The sequence below is a fragment of the Pseudomonas sp. B21-040 genome (assembly GCF_024748695.1).
Taxonomy (GTDB): Bacteria; Pseudomonadota; Gammaproteobacteria; order Pseudomonadales; family Pseudomonadaceae; genus Aquipseudomonas.
In genome coordinates, this window is the sequence record NZ_CP087176.1 from 605942 (window position 1) to 628245 (window position 22304).

Sequence of the window (22304 nt, forward strand, 5' to 3'; positions counted from 1 at the left end):
TATTTTCCTTAGAAGAGCCGCACACCCACAGGTGTACAGGTTCTCATTGCGTGAGATTGCGTTATGGATGGTATTTTCCTGCAGCAACTGGTCAACGGCCTGACCCTCGGGTCGGTCTATGGCCTGATCGCCATCGGCTACACAATGGTCTATGGCATCATCGGCATGATCAACTTCGCCCACGGCGAGGTTTACATGATTTCCGCTTACCTCGCGGCAATCAGTCTGGCTCTGCTGGCTTACTTCGGTATCGAATCCTTCCCTCTGCTGATGCTCGGCACACTGATCTTCACCATCGTCGTTACAGCGGTGTATGGCTGGGTCATCGAGCGAGTCGCTTACAAACCGCTGCGTAACTCCACCCGACTGGCACCGCTGATCAGCGCCATCGGTATTTCCCTGATTCTGCAAAACTATGCACAGATCGCTCAGGGCGCCCGCCAACAAGGCGTTCCGACACTGCTGACCGGTGCATGGCGAGTTGATGTCGGGACTGGTTTCGTCCAGCTCACCTACACCAAGATCTTCATTCTGGTCGCCGCGTTTGTCGGGATGGGCCTGCTGACCTACATCATCAAGTACACCAAGCTCGGCCGTATGTGCCGCGCGACCCAGCAAGACCGCAAGATGGCCTCAATCCTGGGGATCAACACCGACCGCGTCATTTCCTACGTGTTCATCATCGGTGCAGCGATGGCGGCCCTGGCCGGCGTGCTGATCACCATGAACTACGGCACGTTCGACTTCTACGCAGGTTTCGTCATCGGCATCAAAGCGTTCACCGCAGCGGTACTGGGCGGGATCGGCTCGCTGCCGGGTGCGATGCTTGGCGGGATCATTCTGGGGATCTCCGAGTCGCTGTTTTCCGGTCTGGTCAACTCCGACTACAAAGACGTTTTCAGCTTCTCGCTGCTTGTTCTCGTTCTGGTCTTTCGGCCTCAAGGCCTGCTCGGCCGTCCTCTTGTGTCGAAGGTGTAAGCGATGTCTTCAACCACTAAAAAAACCATTGATATCAAAAGAAGCCTGGTTGACGCGATTCTTGCCGGCCTTGTAGCGCTCATCGTGTTTGGTCCGATTGTTGGCATTGTCCTCGACGGCTATGGCTTCAACCTGCAACCAACACGAGTGGCGTGGATTGTCGCCATCGTCATGGCTGGCCGCTTTGCTTTGAGCCTGTTCCTGCAAACACCCAAGGGTTTGAGAATTCTCGAAGGGTTTGAAACCACGGGCTCCGGGGTTCATGTACTGCCACCCGATTACAAATCACGGTTGCGCTGGATCATCCCGCTGATGGTCGTCATTGCCGTGGTGTTTCCGTTTTTCTCCAACTCCTACCTGCTGGGCGTGGTCATCCTCGGGTTGATCTACGTGTTGCTCGGTCTGGGGCTGAACATCGTGGTCGGCCTGGCCGGCCTGCTCGACCTGGGTTACGTGGCGTTCTACGCCATCGGTGCCTACGGTTTGGCGCTCGGTTACCAGTACCTCGGCCTGGGCTTCTGGACGGTGCTGCCACTGGCGGCAATTACGGCAGGCCTTGCCGGTTGCATCCTGGGCTTCCCGGTGTTGCGTCTGCACGGTGACTACCTGGCAATCGTGACGTTGGGCTTCGGTGAAATCATCCGCTTGATCCTCAACAACTGGCTGTCGCTGACCGGTGGCCCGAACGGCATGCCGGCACCGCTGCCGACGTTCTTCGGTCTGGAGTTCGGCAAACGGGCGAAAGACGGCGGGGTACCGTTCCACGAGTTCTTCGGCATCGCCTACAACCCCGACGTGAAGTACTACTTCATCTATGCGGTGTTGTTCATGGTCGTGCTGGCCGTGTTGTACATCAAGCACCGCTTGACCCGCATGCCGGTCGGCCGCGCCTGGGAAGCCCTGCGTGAAGACGAAATCGCCTGCCGCTCCATGGGCCTGAACCACGTGCTGGTGAAGCTCTCGGCCTTCACCATCGGTGCATCGACGGCCGGTCTGGCCGGTGTGTTCTTCGCCACCTACCAGGGTTTCGTCAACCCGACTTCATTCACCTTCTTCGAATCGGCCCTGATCCTCGCCATTGTGGTACTGGGCGGTATGGGTTCGACCATCGGCGTGGTGATTGCAGCCTTCGTGCTGACCGTCGCCCCGGAACTGCTGCGTGGTTTCGCGGAGTATCGCGTGCTGCTGTTCGGCATCCTGATGGTGTTGATGATGATCTGGCGACCGCGCGGCCTGATCCGGATCAGCCGTACCGGTGTGACCCCGCGTAAAGGAGTAGCGCCATGAGCGAAGTCGTACTCTCGGTCGAGAAGCTGATGATGCACTTTGGCGGCATCAAGGCGCTGAACGATGTCAGCCTGAAGGTGCACCGCAACTCGATCTTCGCCCTGATCGGCCCCAACGGCGCCGGCAAAACCACCGTGTTCAACTGCCTGACCGGTTTCTACAAGGCCTCCGGCGGCAAGATCGAACTCAACGTGCGTGGGCAACAGACCAACGTCATCAAATTGCTCGGCGAATCATTCAAACCGACGGATTTCGTCTCACCTAGATCGTTTGCCAGTCGGCTGTTCTACAAGGCGTTCGGCGGCACCCACTTGGTGAACCGTGCCGGTCTGGCGCGGACCTTCCAGAACATTCGCCTGTTCAAGGAAATGTCGGTGCTGGAAAACCTGCTGGTGGCCCAGCACATGTGGGTCAACCGCAGCATGCTGGCCGGCATCCTCAATACCAAGGGCTACCGCAAGGCTGAAAGCGATGCGCTGGACCACGCCTTCTACTGGCTGGAAGTGGTGGATCTGGTGGATTGCGCCAACCGTCTGGCCGGTGAACTGTCGTACGGTCAGCAACGTCGCCTGGAAATTGCCCGGGCCATGTGCACCCGTCCGCAAATTATCTGCCTCGACGAACCGGCCGCCGGCCTCAACCCTCAGGAAACCGAAGCGCTGAGCGCGATGATCCGGCTGCTGCGTGACGAGCACGATCTGACCGTGGTGCTGATTGAACACGACATGGGCATGGTGATGAGTATTTCCGACCACATCGTGGTGCTGGACCACGGTGTCGTGATCGCCGAGGGCGGTCCCGACGCGATCCGTAATGATCCGAAAGTGATTGCGGCCTATCTGGGCGCCGACGAAGAGGAAGTGGCATGACGCAACCCATCCTCGAACTCAAGGAACTGGACGTGTTTTACGGGCCGATCCAGGCCCTGAAAAAAGTCTCGCTGCACATCAATGAAGGTGAAACGGTCAGCCTGATCGGCTCCAACGGTGCCGGCAAGTCGACGCTGCTGATGTCGATCTTCGGCCAGCCGCGGGCGGCTGACGGGCAGATCATCTACCAGGGCGTGGACATTACCCACAAGTCGTCCCACTACATTGCGTCGAACGGCATCGCTCAATCGCCGGAAGGCCGGCGGGTATTCCCCGACATGACCGTCGAGGAAAACCTGCTGATGGGCACCATCCCGATCGGTGACAAGTACGCCAAGGAAGACATGCAACGCATGTTCGAGTTGTTTCCGCGACTCGAAGAACGGCGCACTCAGCGGGCGATGACCATGTCTGGCGGCGAGCAGCAAATGCTCGCCATCGCGCGCGCATTGATGAGTCGGCCGAAACTGCTGTTGCTCGACGAGCCAAGCCTGGGGTTGGCGCCGATTGTGGTGAAACAGATCTTCGCCACCCTTCGGGAACTGGCCAAAACCGGCATGACGATCTTCCTGGTCGAGCAGAACGCCAACCATGCGCTTCGGTTGTCAGACCGGGCGTACGTGATGGTCAACGGTGAGATTCGCATGACCGGCACCGGCAAGGAGCTGCTGGTTAACGAGGATGTGCGTAACGCCTACCTCGGCGGTCACTGAGTCTGCGTGGTTATGCACAAGCCCCGGCGCGCAATCGCCGGGGCTTTTTTACATCCTTGATTCGGCACCAAGCTCGATGGGCGGTGGGGTGAGTTGAAATTGTGGAAAACAATCTTCACAAGCTCGCAAAGCGCGACATAAAGCCGCTGCAAATAGTTGTTTTGTCACGGTTTTGACTTGTCCCCGTTTGCTGTGGAGCTGGCTGTGAATAACGTGGGAGTAGCTGACTGGACGCCTTTAAAGCCGTGGCTTGTGGCGTGGTGGTTGTTTTTTGATCAGGCGTTTTTGCGCGACTCTGAACCGCAGTTGTCAACCTTTTTATTGGCGATAGAACTAGCACAAAACGGACAGGGCGAGCCTGTGGATAAGTCTGTGATTAAACTCTGGAAAGACTCGGCTGAGGGCCGTAGTTACTGGCTTGGCGCCACTGCTGGTCTGTAGGAGAAATCGTGCAAAATGCATGGGGCTACACTGCGAGCATCCGAGGGTCAAGCAAAAAACTTTCAAAACTCCCCGCAAAGCCTTGTACACAGCGGCTTTCAACCTTTCCACTTGCCCCCGGAAACTGTGGACCGGCCTGTGGATAACATGCGCGCACATGGCTACAAGCCGCGGCGGACATGGTGTTGCCAGGGTTGAGCGTTTTTTGAGCAGATTTGCGGTGGTTGCCGCTGTGTGCAAGGCCGGGCATGCTGCCAGCTGATTTTCTATTCCAAGGGCTGCCCGTCAGCCGAAGCAAGGAGAACACGATGTCCAACACCCTGTTTATTACCGGCGCGACGTCCGGTTTTGGTGAAGCCTGTGCCCGCCGTTTTGCCGAGGCAGGCTGGAAGCTGGTACTGACAGGCCGTCGTGAAGAGCGCCTCAATGCCCTGTGCGCCGAATTGTCGAAGCAGACCGAGGTGCACGGCCTGGTGCTCGACGTGCGTGACCGCAAAGCCATGGAGGACGCGATTGCCAACCTGCCACCATCCTTCGCCAAGCTGCGCGGGCTGATCAACAATGCTGGCCTGGCGCTCGGTGTGGACCCGGCGCCCAAGTGCGATCTCGACGATTGGGACACCATGGTCGACACCAACATCAAGGGCCTGATGTACAGCACTCGTTTGCTGTTACCGCGCCTGATTGCTCATGGTCGTGGTGCCGGCATCGTTAACCTCGGCTCCATCGCCGGCAATTATCCGTACCCGGGCAGCCACGTGTATGGCGCGAGCAAGGCGTTCGTCAAACAGTTCTCCCTGAACCTGCGCTGCGACCTGCAAGGCACCGGCGTGCGCGTCAGCAACATCGAGCCGGGTCTGTGTGAGAGTGAGTTCTCGCTGGTGCGTTTTGCCGGTGACCAGGAGCGTTACAACGCGACGTACGCCGGTGCCGAGCCGATCCAGCCGCAAGACATCGCCGAGACCATTTTCTGGGTGCTCAACGCGCCGGCGCACATCAACATCAACAGCCTGGAACTGATGCCAGTGAGCCAGACCTGGAGCGGGTTTGCGATTGAGCGGAACGCGAAGGTTTAAGACCGCGTAACGGCCAATCGCGGGCAAGCCCGGCTCCTACAGGTAACGTGTTGGATCGCCAATTGGCGAACGCTACAAGCCCTGTGGGAGCCGGGCTTGCCCGCGATAGCTATCGGTCAGTCAGCGCAGATAGTCGGCCAACCCTCGATAGCAGGTTGCCAAGTGATAAGGCGTGGTCGACGGCATGTCTTTGCGGCTGACTTCGCCCAGCTCATCCCGACACTCATACCAGCCGCCCGCATGCAGAAAGCGCTGTTGCAGCGCTTGTAGCTGGCGTTGCACCGCCGCTTCGGCGTTCGGGCGCAACGTCAGCGCCCTCAAGTATTCCGCCTGAGCCCAGATGCGTTGGGTGGCATCTTTGGCGTTGCCCTCCAGATCAAGCATCGCCTGTGCTGCACCGGTCTGCGCATCGACGCCTTGTTGTTCGGTGAATGCGAACGCACGGTCCAGCGATGCATGAAGTGGCGAACCGCGCAGCAGCGACGAAGATTCGAGCAAAAAATACCACTCGAACTGATGCCCGGGTTCGAACCAGTTATCCACAGCTCCCAGCGGTTTCTCCATCAACACGCTGTGTTGCGGGTCAATGAAGCGCTTGTGCATGGCTGTGCATAACGCGACGAGTGCACGTTGCACCGCGATGTCTTCGCGCACCGACAGGGTCGCGAGGAAGGCTTCGGCCAGGTGCATCAGAGGGTTTTGCAGCGGCCCGGAGTCGAGCGAAGACCAGTCGCGATCGAGGCTGGCGTCGTACAGACCGTCGCCTGTGGCGAAGCGCTGACCGATCACTTCCAGTGCCGCGTTGAGCGCGGATTCCACCAGCGGTTCGCGCGACCTGTCCCAGTAATGGGCGCAGGCGAACAGAATGAACGCGTGGGTATAAAGGTCTTTGCGCTGATCCAGCGGCGTGCCGTGCGGGTCGATGCTGTAGAACCAGCCACCGTGTTCGGCGTCGTGGAAGTGCTGTTGCAAGGAGCGGAACAGCTTGGCGCAGCGCTCCTGCGCGCCTGGCACCTGGCCGATCTGGCTGGAAAACAGATACAACTGCCGTGCGCATGCCATGGCCCGATAACGTTGAGGCGGCAGCGGTTGATGCTCGGCGTCCAGTGCTTCATAGGGCAACGCCATGTCGGCATTCCAGCCGGGGCCTTGCCAGAGCGGCACGATCACGTCCTGGAAGTGCTGTTGCACCGAGGCGAACAGGGCGGTCAATTCAGGCAGGGAGGCGGAGCGGGAAACAGGTGGCATTGGCTGGCGTCGTCACGGCAGGGTCGATTGCGCGACATGTTAGCAGGCCTGAGAGATGCGGTGTCTGTCAGGCCGCCATCGCGAGCAAGCTCGGCTCCTACAAGAGCACGCATTCCACTGTAGGAGCCGAGCTTGCTCGCGATGAGGCCTTCACCGGCGATAAAAAAATCAGCCCGCCAACAACCACACGCCAGTCGCCGCCGAAGCCGCGCCCGCCAATCGAACCAATGGCGCAGCCGCTTGCGGCAGCAAGCGAACGACCGCATACCCGGTCGCATGCAACGCCGCCGTTGCCGCCACAAAACCTGCCGCATAGGCCCAAGGGCTCGACATGTCCGGCAACTCCAACCCATGCGCCACACCGTGGAATAGCGCAAACAGCGCCGTCGCCCCCACCGCTACGCTCAATGGCGGACGAACGGCCAACGCCACCGCCAGCCCCAGCGCCAGCACCGACGCGGCAATCGCGCCTTCCAGCGCCGGCAGGTTCAGCCCTTCAAAGCCCAGCAGGCCGCCGATCAGCATAGTACCGACGAAGGTGCCGGGCAGCGCCCAGCGCGCCGCACCTTTTTGCTGAGCGGCCCACAAGCCGACCGCAACCATTGCCAGCAAGTGGTCGAGGCCGCCAATCGGGTGGCTGATGCCGTCGATCAAGCCGTTGTCACCATGACCCGGATGGGCGAAGGCGATGGCCGGGGTCAACAGCAGGGCCATGGCGCCCAGAATGCGTTTCAGTGTCATGGATAAGCTTCCTTGTTGATAAGTCGTGATCAGGCGGCTGTCAGCAGGCCCTGGCGTTCGATAAAGGCGATGATCTCTTCAAGGCCCAGTCCGGTTTTCTGGTTGCTGAACACAAACGGTTTGCCGTTGCGCATGCGTTTTGTGTCGCTGTCCATCATCTCCAGCGAGGCACCCACCAGCGGCGCGAGGTCGACCTTGTTGATTACCAGCAGATCGGATTTGCAGATCCCCGGCCCGCCCTTGCGCGGGAGTTTGTCGCCGGCCGACACGTCGATCACGTAGATGGTCAGGTCGGACAATTCCGGGCTGAACGTTGCCGACAGGTTGTCGCCACCGGACTCCACCAGAATCAGGTCCAGCCCCGGAAAGCGGCGGTTGAGTTGATCCACGGCTTCGAGGTTGATCGAGGCGTCTTCGCGGATCGCCGTGTGCGGGCAGCCGCCGGTTTCCACGCCGATGATTCGCTCGGGTGCCAGGGCTTCGTTGCGCACCAGAAAATCGGCGTCTTCGCGGGTGTAGATGTCGTTGGTGACGACCGCCAGGTTGTAGCGCTCGCGCAGGGTCAGGCACAGGGCCAGGGTCAGGGCGGTTTTGCCGGAACCGACCGGGCCGCCGATACCGACACGTAGAGGTTGTGTGTTCATGTGATTCTCCAAGCTAAAAGGCCCTAGGAACGGAACAGACGGCTGTACTGGCGCTCATGGGCCATGCACGCCAGGGACAGGCCAAAAGCGGCGCTGCCATAGTGTTCGGGGTTGATTCGGGTGGCGTCCTGCTGGGCTTGTTGCAGCAGCGGCAGCAATTCACTGGTCAGGCTTTGGGCGGCTTGCTGGCCCAGCGGCAGGGTTTTCATCAGTACGGCCAATTGGTTTTCCAGCCAGCTCCAGAGCCACGCGGCCAGCGCATCCTGGGGACAGATTCCCCAGGCCCGTGCCGCCAGCGCCCAACCGAGGGCCAGATGCGGTTCGGGGCGTTGGTCGAGGAAGGCGCGAGCCGGCGCGTCCAGCTCCGGTAAACCGTTGAGCAGTTGCTGCAAGGAATAGCCCATCTGTCGGCTCTCTTGATGCAGCTCGCGGGTTTCCCGACTGGCACGGTGTTGTTCACAGCGTCGGAGCAATTCGGGCCAGTTCTCTTCGGCCGCCGCCGTGCAATGGGCAAGCAGCAGCGGCGCCTCGAACCGTGCCAGGTTGAGCAGCAATTGATCACTGATCCAGCGTCGTGCGCCGTCCGCATTGCTTACGCGACCGTTTTCCACCGCCATTTCCAGACCCTGGGAATAGCTGTAGCCGCCAATCGGCAGCTGCGGGCTGGCCAGGCGCAGCAGCGCCCAGGCCGGGTTCATAAGCGGACGCCGAACTGGTGCAGTTTCGGCGGATAGTTGAAATCTTCGTCACCGTGCCGGGAGTGGTGGTGGCCTCCGCCATAGGCGCCGTGTTCCGGCTGGAAAGGTGCTTCGAGGCTTTCGACCTTGGCATCCAGCTGTTCGAGCATGGCTTTGAGCACGTAATCGTCGAGCAGGCGCAGCCAGCCATCACCGACCTGCAGGGCGACATGGCGATTGCCGAGGTGATAGGCGGCGCGAGTCAGCTCGAAGGCATTGGCGCAGGTAACGTGCAGCAATTGTTCGGGGCGGGCGCAGACACGCACGATGCGCCCGTCTTCGGCTTGCAGGCATTCGCCGTCATACAGGGGCGGCTGTCCGCGCTCCAAAAACAACCCGACGTCTTCACCTTCGGCACTGAAACAGCGCAAACGGCTTTTGCTCCGGGCTTCGAAGGTCAGGTGCAATTCGGCGGCCCAGACGGGTTGAGGGTCGATTCTGCGATGAATCACCAGCATCGGAAGGCTTCCAGCAATGGACATTGCTGAGGCTAGAGCAAGGGGCTTGCCAATCGGGCAATACGTAGGAAATACCTGTCGGAGTGCAGGGGGTGGTGTGCAAAGTTGGTTGAAGTTGGTGCGAGGAGGGGTGTGGTGCACCAATTTGCGGCGCACAAAAAAAGATCGCCATTGAGGCGATCAATTCAGGCGGTCATTCGGTGCTGCCGAGTCCTTGCCAATGCTTCAAACCGATAAAGATAAAGCGCAGTTGCTGAGTGATTTTCGCTTGAGGTGTCAAATGTTCAGGCAGCGCCTCGGCCGGCGGATCAATGATCTCGGGCAAGGTCGCAAACACACTTTTGACGATCAGATCAGCCATGACGCTCAGGCCGCCAATGTCGAGGTGTTGCAGCTTGGGCATCAAGGACAGGTCGGCTGCCAGGTCCGAGCTGATGTCTTCGCGCAAACGTGCGATGGCCTGGCGTACCGGCAGTGATCCGCCGTACTGCTCGCGGGCCAGAAACAGGAATTGCGAGCGATTGGCGCTGACCACGTCGAGAAAGATCCGTACCGACGCATCAATAATGCCGCCCATGACGAATTCGTTATGGCGCACCAGGCGAATGGTTTCACGGAAGGTCTGACCGACTTCGCTCACCAGCACCAGCCCCAGTTCGTCCATATCGGCGAAATGCCGGTAGAAACCGGTGGGCACGATGCCGGCGGTTCTCGCTACTTCGCGCAGGCTGAGACTGCCGAATCCTCGGCCGCATTCCATCAGGTGGCGTGCAGCGTCCATCAGGGCGTTGCGGGTCTGTTGTTTCTGTTCGGCGCGGGGCAGCATCGCAAGGGTGTTTTCTGGACAAGACAGCGGCGCACTCTAGCAAATCGGCTTCGCTGGCGTCGAACGACTATCGGGGGATCAAGCGGGGAAACATGGCTTCACTATAAGTCAAAAGCCCAATCCGGGGATTGGGCTTTTTTTCAGGGCCGCCATGGGCTTAGCTCACAGCGCTGTTGCGTTCGATCACACGGTCACCACCGCCTTCAGCCAGGGTTTGGCCTTGTGGGGTGCGGTCGGAACCGCCTTCAGCCAGGGTCTGGCCTTGTGGGGTACGGTCGGAGCCACCTTCAGCCAGGGTTTGGCCTTGTGGAGTACGGTCCGAACCATCTTGGGTGATCAAGCCTTTTTCTTTCAGGCGATCGTTACCGCCTTCGGCAAGTGTCTGGCCTTGTGGGGTGCGGCTGGAACCATCGGCGGCAACGGTTTGGCTGAACACCGATTGGTTGTCTTTGACTTGCGGAGTGGCCTGATCCGCGGCTGGCAAAGCGAAAGCGGTGCTGGCTAGCATCGAGAGGGTCAGGCTAAGCAGTAATTGGCGTTTCATGATGGGTTGCTCCTTGGGGGGGCGATAAAGTGGGTACGAGGGCAATGCTACTCTCGATAAATCGATATGAAAGTTCATAACCGCAATGGTAATAATCAACAGAATTGATTGTTCTGCTGAGAGCCTCTAAACCGGGCGTTTTCGGCGAGTGTTTTTGCACCGAGGTGGGTATTTCCGACTCACTCGCGCCGCACAAAAGTGCGGGTGGGGTAACGCCGTTTAGAGCGCGCAGGTTGATCGCGCCCGATTATTTGAACGTTAATTGGCTTTTCGGTTAAACCTGCGCACCTTTTCCCAGTCCTAGATTTCATGGCAGGCCGGTTCTGGCCTAACGTTTCACACGTGCGTCGCGGTCAGGACGCTCAGTCGTTTCAAGGAGCCCTGTGCAATGACGCGCCCCCCTAAAATTGTTGCCTGGATCTTTGCCAGCCTGGTTGTTCTGCTGGCGATACTCGTACTGGTCATCGTGTTCTTCGATTGGAACCGGATCAAACCCGCGATAAACAACAAAGTCACCGAAGAACTGCACCGAGCATTCGCCATCAATGGCAACCTCGCGGTGGTCTGGCAGCGCGAGCTCGACGAGGCTGGCTGGCGGGCCTGGGTGCCGTGGCCGCATGTGGTCGCCGAAGACTTGAGCCTGGGCAACCCGGACTGGTTGAAGCAGCCGCAGATGGTCACCCTCAAACGCGTAGAGCTACGTATTTCACCGCTCGCCTTGCTGGCGCAGCGGGTGGTGATCCCGCGAATCGACCTGACCGAGCCGAACGCCAACCTGCAGCGCCTGGCCGATGGTCGCGCCAACTGGACGTTCAAATTCGACCCCAAGGACCCGAACGCCGAACCTTCGAACTGGGGGGTGGACATCGGCGCGATCGGCTTCGACAAAGGCCATGTCACCCTCGACGATCAGAGCTTGAAGACTCAACTGGATGTGCTGATCGACCCGCTGGGCAAACCCGTTCCGTTCAGTGACATCGTCGGTGACAAAGCGGCGAAAACCGCACAGGAAAAGGGGGCCGCGCCACAGGACTACGCCTTCGCGCTCAAGGTCAAAGGCCAGTACCACGCGCAGAAACTCGAAGGCTCCGGCAAGATCGGTGGGTTGCTGGCCCTGCAGGATGCGGCCAAGCCGTTTCCCCTGCAGGCCCAGGTGAAAATTGCCGATACCAGCGTCGAGTTGGCCGGCACGTTGACCGATCCCCTGAACCTCGGCGCGCTGGATCTGCGACTGAAATTGGCTGGCACCAGCCTGGGCAATTTGTATCCGCTGACCGGCGTGACGCTGCCGGATACATCGCCTTACGCCACCGACGGGCACTTGATCGCCAGGCTGCATGAGCCCAGCGGCGCAGTGTTCCGCTATGAAGAATTCAACGGCAAGATCGGTGAGAGCGACATCCATGGCAGCCTGGCTTATGTCGCCAGCCAGCCTCGGCCGAAACTCAGCGGTTCATTGCTCTCCAATCAATTGCTGTTTGCCGACCTTGCACCGTTGATTGGCGCCGACTCCAACGCCAAACAAAAGGAGCGCGGTGGCGACAGTAAACAGCCGCCGGACAAAGTGCTGCCGGTCGAAGAGTTCAAGACCGAGCGCTGGCGTGACATGGACGCCGATGTCGAATTCACCGGCAAGCGCATCGTCCACAGCGAAAAACTGCCGTTCAACGACCTGTATACGCACCTGGTCCTGACCGACGGGGAGCTGCGACTTGAGCCCCTGCGTTTTGGCGTGGCCGGGGGCAACCTGGAGGCGCAGATTCGCTTGAATGGCCGGACCGAACCGTTGGAAGGCCAAGCGAAACTCACGGCCCGCAAGTTCAAACTCAAGCAACTGTTCCCGACGTTCGAGCCGATGAAAACCAGTTTCGGCGAGCTCAATGGCGATGCCGACATTTCGGGGCGCGGCAACTCGGTGGCCAAGCTGTTGGGCAGTGCCAACGGCAATCTGAAAATGCTCATCAATGACGGGGCGATCAGCCGCGAGTTGATGGAATTGGCCGGGCTGAACGTCGGTAACTATGTGGTCGGCAAAATCTTTGGCGACAAGGAAGTGAAGATCAATTGCGCGGCGGCCGACTTCGATATCAAGACCGGGTTGGCGACCACGCGGCTGTTCGTCTTCGATACCGAGAACGCAATCATCTATATCGATGGCACCGCGAACATGGCCACGGAACAACTGGACCTGACCATCACGCCGGAGTCGAAGGGCTGGCGCCTGATTTCGTTGCGCTCGCCACTGTATGTGCGGGGCCCGTTCATCAAGCCGGATGCCGGGGTGAAAGCGGTGCCGCTGATGCTGCGCGGGGCGGGAATGGTCGCCCTGGGCGTGATCGCCGCTCCGGCGGCGGGGTTGCTGGCGTTGGTGGCACCCAGTGGTGACGCGCCAAACCAGTGTGCGCCGTTGCTGGAACAGATGAAGGCGGGGAAAGCGCCGGTGACCGTCAAACCCACCAAGTGAATTGCGGCGTCTGTAAAGACGTCATCGCGGGCAAGCCATGCTCCCACAGGGATTTGAGTCGATCACAGCAGTCGATTTCACCGCGCAACCTGTGGGAGCCGGGCTTGCCCGCGATGGCGGTATGTCAGGCGCTACAGGTCCTTCAGTATGCCCGCATGCCCGGACAACAACGCTTCCTCACGCAACCATGCAAAAAATGCCCGTACCGGCGGATGACGCTCGCGACCCGGCACACACAGTGCGCTATACCCGGCCCCGTCGACTTGAATGTCGCCCTTGTAGGGCACCAGCAAACCGCTGGCCACGCTTTCTGACACCAGAATATTGCTCGCGAGCACCAGCCCTTGCCCGGCAATCGCCGCTTGCAGGGCGTAATGCTCTTCGTCGTATTCACGCACCGCAGGTTGTTCCTTCAGCCAGGTTTCGCCGGACTTGGCGCACCAGGCCTCCCAGCCATGGGCATACAACTTGGAATTGTGCCAACGCACGCTGATCAGCGCGGGTGTCCGCTGGGCCGCCAGCGCCACTTGCTCGGGTGAGCCATACACGCCGAAGGACTCATCAAACAGGCACAAGCCATACAGGTTGGGGTAGTCGTCGAGGCTGTAGCGCAGGACCAGATCGACACTGGCGTCCTGATGCAAATCGATGACTTCGCAATGGGTGTCCAGGCGCAGGCTGATGCCGGGGTGGCGCGCGTAAAAGCGTCCGAGGCGCGGCACCAGCCACAACGCGGCGAAGGCGGCGGTGGTGGAGAGGGTCAGGTGTGTGCCGCTGTGTTGCGGGCGCAAGGTGTCGACGCTTTGCGCCACGTCCAGAAAAGCACCGTGCAGGCTGTGGAACAACCGCTCACCGCCGTCGGTCAAGCGCACCTGCCGTGGCAGGCGTTCAAACAGCGGCACGCCGAGCCAGGTTTCCAGCGAGCGAATTTGATGGGACACCGCCGTCGGCGTCACCGAGAGTTCTTGTGCGGCCGCCTTGAAGCTCAGCAAGCGGGAGGCGGATTCGAAGGCGCGCAGGGCGGTCAACGGCAGCGAAGCAAACATTGAGAAACTCCATAGATGAAATGGATTCATCCAGACTGATTTCTGCTCATTTGAAGCGGTTGGCTGGGAGCATCAAGCTGCAAGCCACAAGCCGTTTGAGTGTAATCCCAAGGAGATTCAGATGAGTACAATTCTTGCCGTTCACGCCAGCCCCCGTGGCGATCGTTCGCACTCCCGGCGTTTGGCCGAAGTGTTTCTTGCAGCTTGGCAGGCGCACCATCCGCAGGCCCGGTTGACCCGACGTGAAGTCGGGCGGGCGCTGATTCCGCCGGTCAATGAAGCCTTTGTGGCCGCCGCGTTTTACCCCGAACCCCAGGCACGACCGCTGTCGATGCAGGCCGACCTCGCGTTCAGCGATGAACTGGTCGGCGAATTGCTCGGGCACGACCTGCTGGTGATTTCCACGCCGATGCACAACTTCAGCGTACCCAGTGGCCTCAAGGCCTGGATCGATCAAATTGTGCGGCTCGGGTTGACGTTCAATCACACGCTGGACAATGGCGTGGCCCAATACGAACCGCTGGTTCAAGGCAAAAAAGCCTTGATCGTCACCAGTCGCGGCGGCTTCGGGTTCGGCCCGGGCGGTGAGCTGGAAGCCATGAACCATGCCGATCCGTTGTTGCGCACGGCGCTGGGATTCATCGGTATTACCGACATCACCGTGGTCGCCGCCGAGGGCGAAGAGTCCGAGGCGCGTACGTTCCAGGTCTCTGCCGCCGAGGCCGAGCAGCGTTTGCTGGCGCTGGCCAGGGAGTTTTAGATGGCCTGGCTGTTTCTGCTGATCGCCGCCGGGTTCGAAGTCACCTTCGCGATGGGCATGAAGTACGCCGAAGGTTTCACCCGGCTCTGGCCGTCGCTGATCACAGTGGTGGCGGCGGTGGGCGGGATTTACTTCCTGACCCTGGCCATGCGCGAGTTGCCAGTGAGCATCGCGTATCCGATCTGGACCGCCATCGGTTCACTGGGCACGGTGTTTCTCGGGTTTGCGCTGCTGGGCGAAAGCCTGACGGCGATCAAAGTGGTGTCGGTCGGGCTGATCGTGGCGGGCGTGGTGGGGTTGAAGTAGGGTGGATGTCATAAACTGGTCGTCGAGTTGTCATGTTCGGTGACGATGCTTGGCTGACGTCTTGCCTCGCGCCTTGCTTCATCTCCTCGACCACAAGGACGTTCGCCCATGTCGCAAGGTTCCGCTACACGCTACCCGCTGGTGTTGGTCCCGGGAATGCTCGGGTTTATCCGACTTGTGCTCTATCCGTATTGGTACGGCATCGTCTCGGCCCTGCGCCAGGGTGGGGCGACCGTGTTTGCGGTGCAGGTCTCGCCGCTCAATTCCAATGAGGTGCGCGGCGAGCAACTGCTGGCGCGTATCGAACAAATCCTGCACGAGACCGGGGCCGCGAAGGTCAACCTGATCGGCCACAGCCAGGGTTCGCTCACCGCGCGTTACGCTGCTGCCAAACGACCGGACCTGGTGGCGTCGGTGACCTCGGTGGCCGGGCCGAATCACGGTTCGGAACTGGCCGATTACCTGCACAAGCACTACCCGCACGACAGCGTAAAGGGCCGCCTGTTGAGCGGTCTGTTGCGGTTGATCAATGCCTTGATGTGCCTGCTCGACACCGGCTATCGCGGGCCGAAACTGCCGGTGGATATCCATGCGTCCCATCACTCACTCACCTGCGAAGGCGTGGCGCTGTTCAATCAGCGTTATCCACAAGGCCTGCCTGAAACCTGGGGCGGGCATGGACCGGAGGAGGTCTACGGCGTGCGTTATTACTCGTGGTCCGGGACGTTACAGCCGGGCAAGACCGATCGTGGGCGCAATCTGTTTGACGGGACCAATCGCAGTTGCCGGCTATTTGCCCAAACGTTTGTGAACGAGGCCGGGTATTGCGACGGGATGGTCGGGCGGTACAGTTCGCACCTGGGCACGGTGATTGGCGATGAGTATCCGCTGGACCACTTCGACATCGTCAATCAATCGCTGGGATGGGTGGGCAAGGGCGCCGAGCCGATCCGGTTGTTTGTCGAGCATGCGGCACGGCTAAAAGCAGCCGGCGTGTAAGCCGCCCTCTGGCGAGGGAGCTTGCTCCCTCACCACAAAGGACTATGCGCGGCCCAAAACGGTGGTCCAACGCTCCGAAACAATCACCCCGCCCAGCGTCAACACCCCGCCCACCAAGTGATACAGCGCCAACTGTTCATGCAGCACCACCGCCGCAATCAGTGCGGTAATCAACGGCAAAAGATTGAAAAACAGCGTGGTCCGGCTCGGCCCCAGGCGCACCACCGCTTGCATCCACGCCAGCGGTGCAACCATCGAGGCCAGCAGGCAGGCATACAACACCAGCGGAATGTTCTGCAGCGTCGGGCCGATCTTCGGTGAGGCGAGGAACATCGGAAACAGCACCAGCACCGCGACCAGTACCTGCAAATACAGCAACACCAATGGTGGCAGCCGCAACTGCCATTTTTTCAACAAGGTGCTGTAGATCGCGTAGGCCAACGTGGCGATCAGCATCATCGCATCGCCCAGGTTCATCCCATGCTCCAGCAGCGCGCCAAGGCTGCCGGACGAGACCACCACCGCCACCCCGGCAAACGACAGCACCGCACCGGCCAGGGCCCCCAGGGTCAGGCGCTGGCCGAGGCTGATTATCGCCATGGCCAAGGACATCAATGGCATCAGCGACAGAATGATGCCCATGTTGGTGGCCGAGGTCAGGGAGGCGGCGAAGTAGGCGAGGCTCTGATAGACCGCCATGCCCAGCACGCCGAGGACGAAAATCTTGCCCAGGTTCGGGCGGATCTGCGGCCAATGTGAGATCACCGGTTTGAGCATGAATGGCGTGAACAGGATGGCGGCCAGCAGCCAGCGGTAGAAACCGATCTCGGCGGGGAAGATCGCCCCGGCTGACATTTTGGTGATCACAGTGTTGCCAGCCCAAATGAAAATGGCCAGCAGGGGATAAGCGTATTGCATCAGGAAAAACCAGAACGTTAATGAAGCGCAATTATCCTCTGTCTGGATGCAAGCCTATACTTCGATCCAGACAACACACGGCGGATTCCGGACAGCATGAGCAGTAAACACATCGACCTGCTGGCATTCAGCGAACTGCCGGCCCCGGTCTATTTTCGCTACGCCGATTTCAACACCCATGAATACGCCTCGGCCCACCGTCATCCGTGGGGCACGCTGGAGTATTCGGCCAACGGTGTCTTGCACATGGAAATCGGCAGCAGCCGTTTCATGTCGCCGCCGCAATACGCGGTGTGGGTGCCGCCGCACACCGAGCACAGTTTCTACAGCAACCAGCCGATCAACTATCGTGCGGTCTGTCTCGCGCCGTCGCTGTGCCAGGATTTGCCTGCGCAGGCCTGCACCCTGGCCATCAGCGACATTCTTAAAGCCATCCTCAAGGACTTCGCCGCGCGCGATGTGAAGATCCCCGAACAAGAGGCAGACAAGCGCCTGGCCCAAGTGCTGGTGGATCAACTGCAACAGGCGCCGGTGCAAGAGTGTTACTTGCCCTACGCCAGCAGCCCGGGCTTGCTTGGAATACTGGACGCCTTGCAAGCCGCGCCTGGGGATAACCGGCCACTGGCCCACTGGGCGGAACAAATCCATGTCAGCGAGCGCACGCTGGCGCGCCAGTGTGTCCGCGAGCTGGGGATGAGCTTTGGGGAGTGGCGGCAGCGCTTGCGGTTTCTGGCCGCGATCGAAGCGCTGGACAGTCACCGCAGCGTTCAGGACATCGCCTTCGACATGGGGTACAGCACCGGCTCGGCTTTTATCGCGATGTTTCAACGCCAGGCCGGGTGTACGCCGGAGCAATACCGGCGCAGTCACCTCGAGAGTCGGTGAAGGTGTAACAGGCATTGTCTACACTGCAAAACATGGCCGTGCCCATCGGTACGGCAACAAGGAGAAAACTCCATGACAATGTTGCGTGTCCCTTTTTTGATGATCGGTTTGCTGCTCTGCTCCCAAGGCTTCGCTGCCACTGCGCAGCAGGACAAAATGACCACCTGCAATGCCGACGCTACGGCCAAAAGCCTCAAGGGCGATGAACGCAATGCATTCATGAGCACCTGCCTGTCGGCTAAGCCGGCGACCGATGCGGTCGATGTGACCAAACCCAAGACCCCTCAGCAAGAGAAGATGACCCGTTGCAATGCTGACGCTACGACCAAAAGCCTCAAGGGCGATGAACGCAAAGCATTTATGAGCAATTGCCTGAAAGCTGAACCGGCCGCCCCGGCCGCCGAAGCCGCCAAACCGATGACCTCCCAGCAAGAGAAGATGAAAACCTGCAATGAAACAGCCACCACTCAGGCTATGAAGGGTGATGCGCGTAAAGTGTTTATGAGCAATTGCCTGAAGAAATAACAAGCAATGAACCGGGTAGGGGCTCAGCAAAAAAAATGGCCGGTGCCCCCACTAAGGTCGACCTACACAATCCCTAGTGCTGACATCGGAACGCTGGCAGACTGCCAATCCTTTTTACGTCGTTCGTTTTGAGGCTGTATGCCAACGTTTTCTCAACGCCACTTGCTGTTCACCAGTTGGATCATCATTTTTGGTGGTTTGCTGTTGGTGCTCCCTCTGCGACTGCTGCCGAGCCTGTTGGCCGGTTTGTTGGTGTTCGAGCTGGTCAACATGCTCACGCCACAATTGCAGCGTCTGATCGAAGGACGGCGTGCGCGCTGGTTGGCGGTCGCACTGTTGGGCACTTTGGTGGTCAGCGTGTTGACTCTGATTTTTGCCGGTGCTTTCAGTTTTCTGCTGCACGAAGCGGAAAACCCCGGGGCTTCCCTCGACAAGTTCATGGGCGTGGTTGATCGGGCGCGAGGGCAATTGCCGCCGTTCATCGACGCCTATTTGCCCGCCAGTGCCGCCGAGTTTCGTGTGGCGATCGGCGAGTGGGTGAGTAAACACCTGAGTGATCTGCAACTGGTGGGCAAGGACGCGGCGCACATGTTCGTGACGCTGCTGATCGGCATGGTGCTGGGGGCGATCATCGCCTTGCAACGCATCCCCGACCTGACCAAGCGCAAACCGCTTGCCGCCGCACTGTTCGACCGGTTGCACCTGCTGGTCCAGGCCTTTCGCAACATCGTGTTCGCACAGATCAAGATTTCCCTGCTCAACACCTTCTTCACCGGGATATTCCTGGCGGTGGTGCTGCCGATGTTCGGGATCAAGTTGCCGCTGACCAAAACCCTGATCGTGCTGACCTTTCTGCTCGGCCTGTTGCCGGTGATCGGCAACCTGATGTCGAACACCCTGATCACGATTGTCGGTTTGTCACTGTCGATCTGGGTCGCCTTGGCAGCGCTGGGTTATCTGATTTTTATCCACAAGCTCGAATACTTCCTCAACGCGCGCATTGTCGGCGGGCAGATCAGTGCCAAGTCGTGGGAGTTGCTGCTGGCGATGCTGGTGTTCGAAGCCGCGTTCGGCCTGCCGGGGGTAGTGGCGGGGCCGATTTACTACGCGTATTTGAAGAGTGAGTTGAAGCAGATCGGGATGGTTTAACTACCACCCGATCATTCCCACGCTCTGCGTGGGAATGCATCCCGTGACGCTCCGCGTCACAGCTTCAACAGCGGACGCAGAGCGTCCATGGCGGCATTCCCACGCAGAGCGTGGGAACGATCATCGGGAGCTTGCTCCCTCGCCACAGGGTTTTCGGATCAGTCCATCATGCCGTAACGCTTGGACGCTTCAATCGCCAAACCGCTGCCAATGCTGCCGAAAATGTTCCCTTCGACATGCCGCGCATTGGGCAACATCGCCGAAACGCTGTTACGCAGCGCCGGAATCCCGCTCGAACCGCCGGTGAAGAACACCGTATCCACCTGATCGACTCGCACATCGGCGTCGTTGAGCATCTGGCTCACGCTGGTGCGCACGCGCTCCAGCAGTGCTTCGATGGCGGATTCAAACAGCGCGCGGCTCAATTCCACACTCAGCCCCGGCTCGATACGGTCCAGCGGCACGTGACGGCTGTCGGCGTGGGTCAGCTGGATCTTGGTTTCTTCCACTTCCATGGCCAGCCAGTGCCCGGCGCGCTGGTCGATCAGCTTGAACAGGCGATCGATGCCGCCGGTGTCTTCGATGTCGTAACGCATGCTGCCCAAGGCCAGGGTCGACTTTTGCGAGTACACCGAGTTGATGGTGTGCCAGGTCGCCAGGTTCATGTGGTGACTGGTCGGCATATAGGCGCCACTCTTCATGCGGCTGCCGTAGCCGAACAGTGGCATCAGGCCTTGCAGGCTCAACTGCTTGTCGAAATCGGTACCGCCGATGTGCACGCCGCCGGTGGCGAGGATGTCGTCGTGACGGTTGTCGTGGTTGCGGCGCTCAGGCGACAGGCGCACCAGCGAGAAGTCAGACGTACCACCGCCGATGTCGACGATCAGTACCAGCTCTTCTTTTTCGATGGTCGACTCATAGTCGAATGCCGCTGCAATCGGTTCGTACTGGAACGAGACATCCTTGAAGCCAATGGCGCGAGCCACGTCGACCAAGGTGTTTTCCGCTTCCTGGTCGGCCAGTTCATCGTCATCGACGAAAAACACCGGACGGCCCAGCACGACTTCGTCGAATTCCCGACCGGCGGTGGTTTCAGCACGCTTCTTCAACTGCCCGATAAACAGCCCGAGCAGGTCCTTGAACGGCATCGCCGTGCCCAGGACGCTGGTGTCGTGCTTGATCAGCTTGGAACCCAGCAGGCTCTTGAGCGAGCGCATCAGCCGGCCTTCGTAGCCTTCCAGGTACTCGTGCAGCGCCAGCCGGCCGTACACCGGGCGGCGTTCTTCCATATTGAAGAAGACCACCGAGGGCAGGGTAATCTTGTCGTCCTCCAGCGCGATCAGCGTTTCCATGCCGGGGCGCAGCCAGCCGACGGTGGAGTTGGACGTGCCGAAGTCGATACCGCAGGCACGGGCTGGAGATGCGTTTTTCATGTCTTTCAAGTTCCGGTTAAAAAACGGCCGCGCAGTGTATGTCAGGAAGGCGAATATTCGAAGGCCGACTATCTGCTAAATCTCGCTCGCCTGTGTCTTGAAAGACGCCCCATCACCCCCAAACTACCCTGCATCAACCGGACAGCCGCGGGGCCGTCGCAAGAAGCCCCGCCCGCTGCCGATAAACTTCTGATGCGACGCCCGGTCACAACCTTGAGATCGGTCAACCTCAATGCTGCGAACAAGCGCATGCTGTGGCGGGTGGCGCGACTTTGATAACGGATGGTGATTCCCGCGATGGACTTCAAAGACTATTACAAGATTCTCGGTGTGGAGCCGACGGCTGACGATAAGGCAATCAAGGCCGCCTATCGCAAGCTGGCGCGCAAATACCACCCTGATGTCAGCAAGGAAAAGGACGCCGAGTCCAAGTTCAAGGACGCCTCGGAAGCCTATGAAGCACTGAAAAGCGCCGACAAACGCGCCGAATATGACGACTTGCGCAAGTACGGCCAGCACGGCCAGCCGTTCCAGGGCCCGCCAGGGTGGCAAGGGCGTGGCGCAGGCGGTTTCGGTGGTGGTCAGGACTCGGGCGATTTTTCGGACTTTTTCAGTTCGATCTTCGGCAACCGTGGCCCTGGTTTTGGTGGTGGACAGTCGCGTCGCAGTACCGGACGTCGAGGGCAAGACGTGGAAATGGAACTCGGGGTATTTCTGGAAGAAACCCTCTCGAACGAATCGAAGAAGGTCACCTTCCAGGTGCCGCAGTACAACGCTGCCGGCCAGCACGTCAGCAATACCAGCAAAAGCCTGAACGTGAAGATCCCCGCCGGCGTGACCGACGGCGAGCGCATCCGCCTCAAGGGCCAAGGGGCGCCGGGCGTAGGTGGCGGTGCCAATGGCGACCTGTACCTGACCATCCGCTTTGCGCCGCACCCTAAATTCGATGTCGAAGGCGAGAACCTGATCATCACCTTGCCACTGGCACCGTGGGAGTTGGCGCTGGGCGCCGAAGTCGCCGTACCGACCTTGACCGGCAAGATCAACCTCAAGGTGCCGGCAGGCAGCCAGAACGGCCAGCGCATGCGCGCCAAGGGCCATGGTTTGCTAAACAAGGCCGGTGAGCGCGGTTATCTGTTTGTTCAACTGAAGGCGGTCATGCCGAAGAAATCGGACGATGACGTCAAGGCTCTGTGGCAGGAACTGGCAAAAAAAGCGGCATTTGATCCCAGAGAACATTTTTGATCGCTTGGCACC

At 59.8% G+C, this 22304-nt stretch carries 23 protein-coding genes and 2 pseudogenes; 15 read left to right on the plus strand and 10 right to left on the minus strand.

Translation table 11 applies throughout. The annotated features are described in order from the left end of the window. Nucleotides 1-63 precede the first annotated feature (63 nt). The 6 genes from LOY55_RS02685 to LOY55_RS02710 all read left to right on the plus strand — a co-directional run bounded on the left by LOY55_RS02685 (nt 64) and on the right by LOY55_RS02710 (nt 5364). On the plus strand, nt 64-978 hold the full coding sequence (locus tag LOY55_RS02685; protein WP_046028438.1) for an ABC transporter permease subunit: 915 nt from the start codon (nt 64-66) through the stop codon (nt 976-978). Between the two features lie 3 nt (nt 979-981). Beyond that, nucleotides 982-2265, plus strand: coding sequence for a high-affinity branched-chain amino acid ABC transporter permease LivM (gene livM, locus LOY55_RS02690; protein WP_046028439.1), 1284 nt, complete (start codon nt 982-984; stop codon nt 2263-2265). Beyond that, nucleotides 2262-3134 carry an ABC transporter ATP-binding protein gene (locus LOY55_RS02695; protein ID WP_046028440.1) on the plus strand — a complete coding sequence of 291 codons (873 nt, stop codon included), beginning with the start codon at nt 2262-2264 and terminating at the stop codon, nt 3132-3134. Before livM ends, LOY55_RS02695 begins: the two co-directional genes overlap by 4 nt. Next, a complete protein-coding gene (locus LOY55_RS02700) occupies nt 3131-3847 on the plus strand; it encodes an ABC transporter ATP-binding protein (RefSeq protein ID WP_109785454.1) in 717 nt (238 codons plus the stop codon). The genes LOY55_RS02695 and LOY55_RS02700 overlap by 4 nt, the downstream gene beginning before the upstream one ends. A gap of 204 nt (nt 3848-4051) precedes the next feature. Beyond that, nucleotides 4052-4288, plus strand: coding sequence for a hypothetical protein (locus LOY55_RS02705; protein WP_223525407.1), 237 nt, complete (start codon nt 4052-4054; stop codon nt 4286-4288). 308 nt (nt 4289-4596) lie between these two features. Beyond that, nucleotides 4597-5364: an SDR family oxidoreductase gene (locus tag LOY55_RS02710; RefSeq protein ID WP_046028444.1), complete on the plus strand. Its 768-nt coding sequence runs from the start codon at nt 4597-4599 to the stop codon at nt 5362-5364. A gap of 120 nt (nt 5365-5484) precedes the next feature. Here the strand turns inward: LOY55_RS02710 and LOY55_RS02715 are convergent, their stop codons facing one another. The 7 genes from LOY55_RS02715 to LOY55_RS02745 form a co-directional block, all read right to left on the minus strand. Next, the gene (locus LOY55_RS02715; RefSeq protein ID WP_223525406.1) at nt 5485-6612 is read right to left on the minus strand and encodes an AGE family epimerase/isomerase; all 1128 of its coding nucleotides are present in this window, start codon (nt 6610-6612) and stop codon (nt 5485-5487) included. A gap of 168 nt (nt 6613-6780) precedes the next feature. Next, nucleotides 6781-7353 carry a HupE/UreJ family protein gene (locus tag LOY55_RS02720; RefSeq protein ID WP_223525405.1) on the minus strand — a complete coding sequence of 191 codons (573 nt, stop codon included), beginning with the start codon at nt 7351-7353 and terminating at the stop codon, nt 6781-6783. A 29-nt stretch (nt 7354-7382) separates the two neighbouring features. Next, nucleotides 7383-7997, minus strand: a complete 615-nt coding sequence (ureG, locus tag LOY55_RS02725; protein ID WP_223525404.1) for an urease accessory protein UreG — start codon at nt 7995-7997, stop codon at nt 7383-7385. Nucleotides 7998-8020: 23 nt separating this feature from the next. Further along, the gene (locus LOY55_RS02730) at nt 8021-8695 is read right to left on the minus strand and encodes an urease accessory protein UreF (protein ID WP_223525403.1); all 675 of its coding nucleotides are present in this window, start codon (nt 8693-8695) and stop codon (nt 8021-8023) included. Then, nucleotides 8692-9192, minus strand: coding sequence for an urease accessory protein UreE (gene ureE, locus LOY55_RS02735; RefSeq protein ID WP_109785459.1), 501 nt, complete (start codon nt 9190-9192; stop codon nt 8692-8694). The genes LOY55_RS02730 and ureE overlap by 4 nt, the downstream gene beginning before the upstream one ends. 193 nt (nt 9193-9385) lie before the next feature. Further along, a complete protein-coding gene (locus tag LOY55_RS02740) occupies nt 9386-10018 on the minus strand; it encodes a TetR family transcriptional regulator (protein WP_109785460.1) in 633 nt (210 codons plus the stop codon). A gap of 157 nt (nt 10019-10175) precedes the next feature. Beyond that, nucleotides 10176-10562, minus strand: a complete 387-nt coding sequence (locus tag LOY55_RS02745; protein ID WP_109785461.1) for a hypothetical protein — start codon at nt 10560-10562, stop codon at nt 10176-10178. Between the two features lie 388 nt (nt 10563-10950). On the opposite strand from LOY55_RS02745, the gene LOY55_RS02750 reads away from it, so the two are divergent. Next, complete coding sequence (locus tag LOY55_RS02750; RefSeq protein ID WP_223525402.1) at nt 10951-13026, plus strand: AsmA family protein; 2076 nt, start codon at nt 10951-10953, stop codon at nt 13024-13026. A gap of 131 nt (nt 13027-13157) precedes the next feature. On the opposite strand, the gene LOY55_RS02755 is transcribed toward LOY55_RS02750, so the two are convergent. After that, a complete protein-coding gene (locus tag LOY55_RS02755) occupies nt 13158-14072 on the minus strand; it encodes a LysR substrate-binding domain-containing protein (protein ID WP_109785463.1) in 915 nt (304 codons plus the stop codon). Between the two features lie 121 nt (nt 14073-14193). Between LOY55_RS02755 and LOY55_RS02760 the strand changes: the two genes are divergently transcribed. The 3 genes from LOY55_RS02760 (at nt 14194) to LOY55_RS02770 (ending at nt 16137) form a co-directional block, all read left to right on the plus strand. Further along, nucleotides 14194-14832: an FMN-dependent NADH-azoreductase gene (locus LOY55_RS02760; RefSeq protein ID WP_046033047.1), complete on the plus strand. Its 639-nt coding sequence runs from the start codon at nt 14194-14196 to the stop codon at nt 14830-14832. After that, nucleotides 14833-15138: a multidrug efflux SMR transporter gene (locus LOY55_RS02765; RefSeq protein ID WP_223525401.1), complete on the plus strand. Its 306-nt coding sequence runs from the start codon at nt 14833-14835 to the stop codon at nt 15136-15138. 108 nt (nt 15139-15246) lie between these two features. Continuing rightward, entirely contained in the window at nt 15247-16137 is an 891-nt protein-coding gene (locus LOY55_RS02770) for a triacylglycerol lipase (protein ID WP_223525400.1), read from the plus strand. Nucleotides 16138-16179: 42 nt separating this feature from the next. Here the strand turns inward: LOY55_RS02770 and LOY55_RS02775 are convergent, their stop codons facing one another. Beyond that, nucleotides 16180-17055, minus strand: a complete 876-nt coding sequence (locus LOY55_RS02775) for a DMT family transporter (RefSeq protein ID WP_223525399.1) — start codon at nt 17053-17055, stop codon at nt 16180-16182. 96 nt (nt 17056-17151) lie between these two features. Here LOY55_RS02775 and LOY55_RS02780 point away from each other — a divergent pair, with 96 nt between their 5' ends. From LOY55_RS02780 to LOY55_RS02795, 4 genes and pseudogenes are all read left to right on the plus strand, one after another. Then, nucleotides 17152-17940, plus strand: coding sequence for a helix-turn-helix transcriptional regulator (locus tag LOY55_RS02780; RefSeq protein ID WP_046033043.1), 789 nt, complete (start codon nt 17152-17154; stop codon nt 17938-17940). Between the two features lie 72 nt (nt 17941-18012). Then, nucleotides 18013-18318: pseudogene (locus tag LOY55_RS30980) on the plus strand (PsiF family protein); the annotation flags it as partial. A 54-nt stretch (nt 18319-18372) separates the two neighbouring features. Continuing rightward, a pseudogene (locus LOY55_RS30985) lies at nt 18373-18465 on the plus strand (PsiF family protein); the annotation flags it as partial. Nucleotides 18466-18603: 138 nt separating this feature from the next. Beyond that, a complete protein-coding gene (locus tag LOY55_RS02795) occupies nt 18604-19614 on the plus strand; it encodes an AI-2E family transporter (protein ID WP_046033041.1) in 1011 nt (336 codons plus the stop codon). 158 nt (nt 19615-19772) lie between these two features. On the opposite strand, the gene LOY55_RS02800 is transcribed toward LOY55_RS02795, so the two are convergent. Beyond that, nucleotides 19773-21047, minus strand: coding sequence for an Hsp70 family protein (locus tag LOY55_RS02800; RefSeq protein WP_109785467.1), 1275 nt, complete (start codon nt 21045-21047; stop codon nt 19773-19775). Between the two features lie 297 nt (nt 21048-21344). On the opposite strand from LOY55_RS02800, the gene LOY55_RS02805 reads away from it, so the two are divergent. Then, nucleotides 21345-22292 carry a DnaJ C-terminal domain-containing protein gene (locus LOY55_RS02805; RefSeq protein WP_109785533.1) on the plus strand — a complete coding sequence of 316 codons (948 nt, stop codon included), beginning with the start codon at nt 21345-21347 and terminating at the stop codon, nt 22290-22292. The last annotated feature ends 12 nt before the right edge of the window (nt 22293-22304 follow it).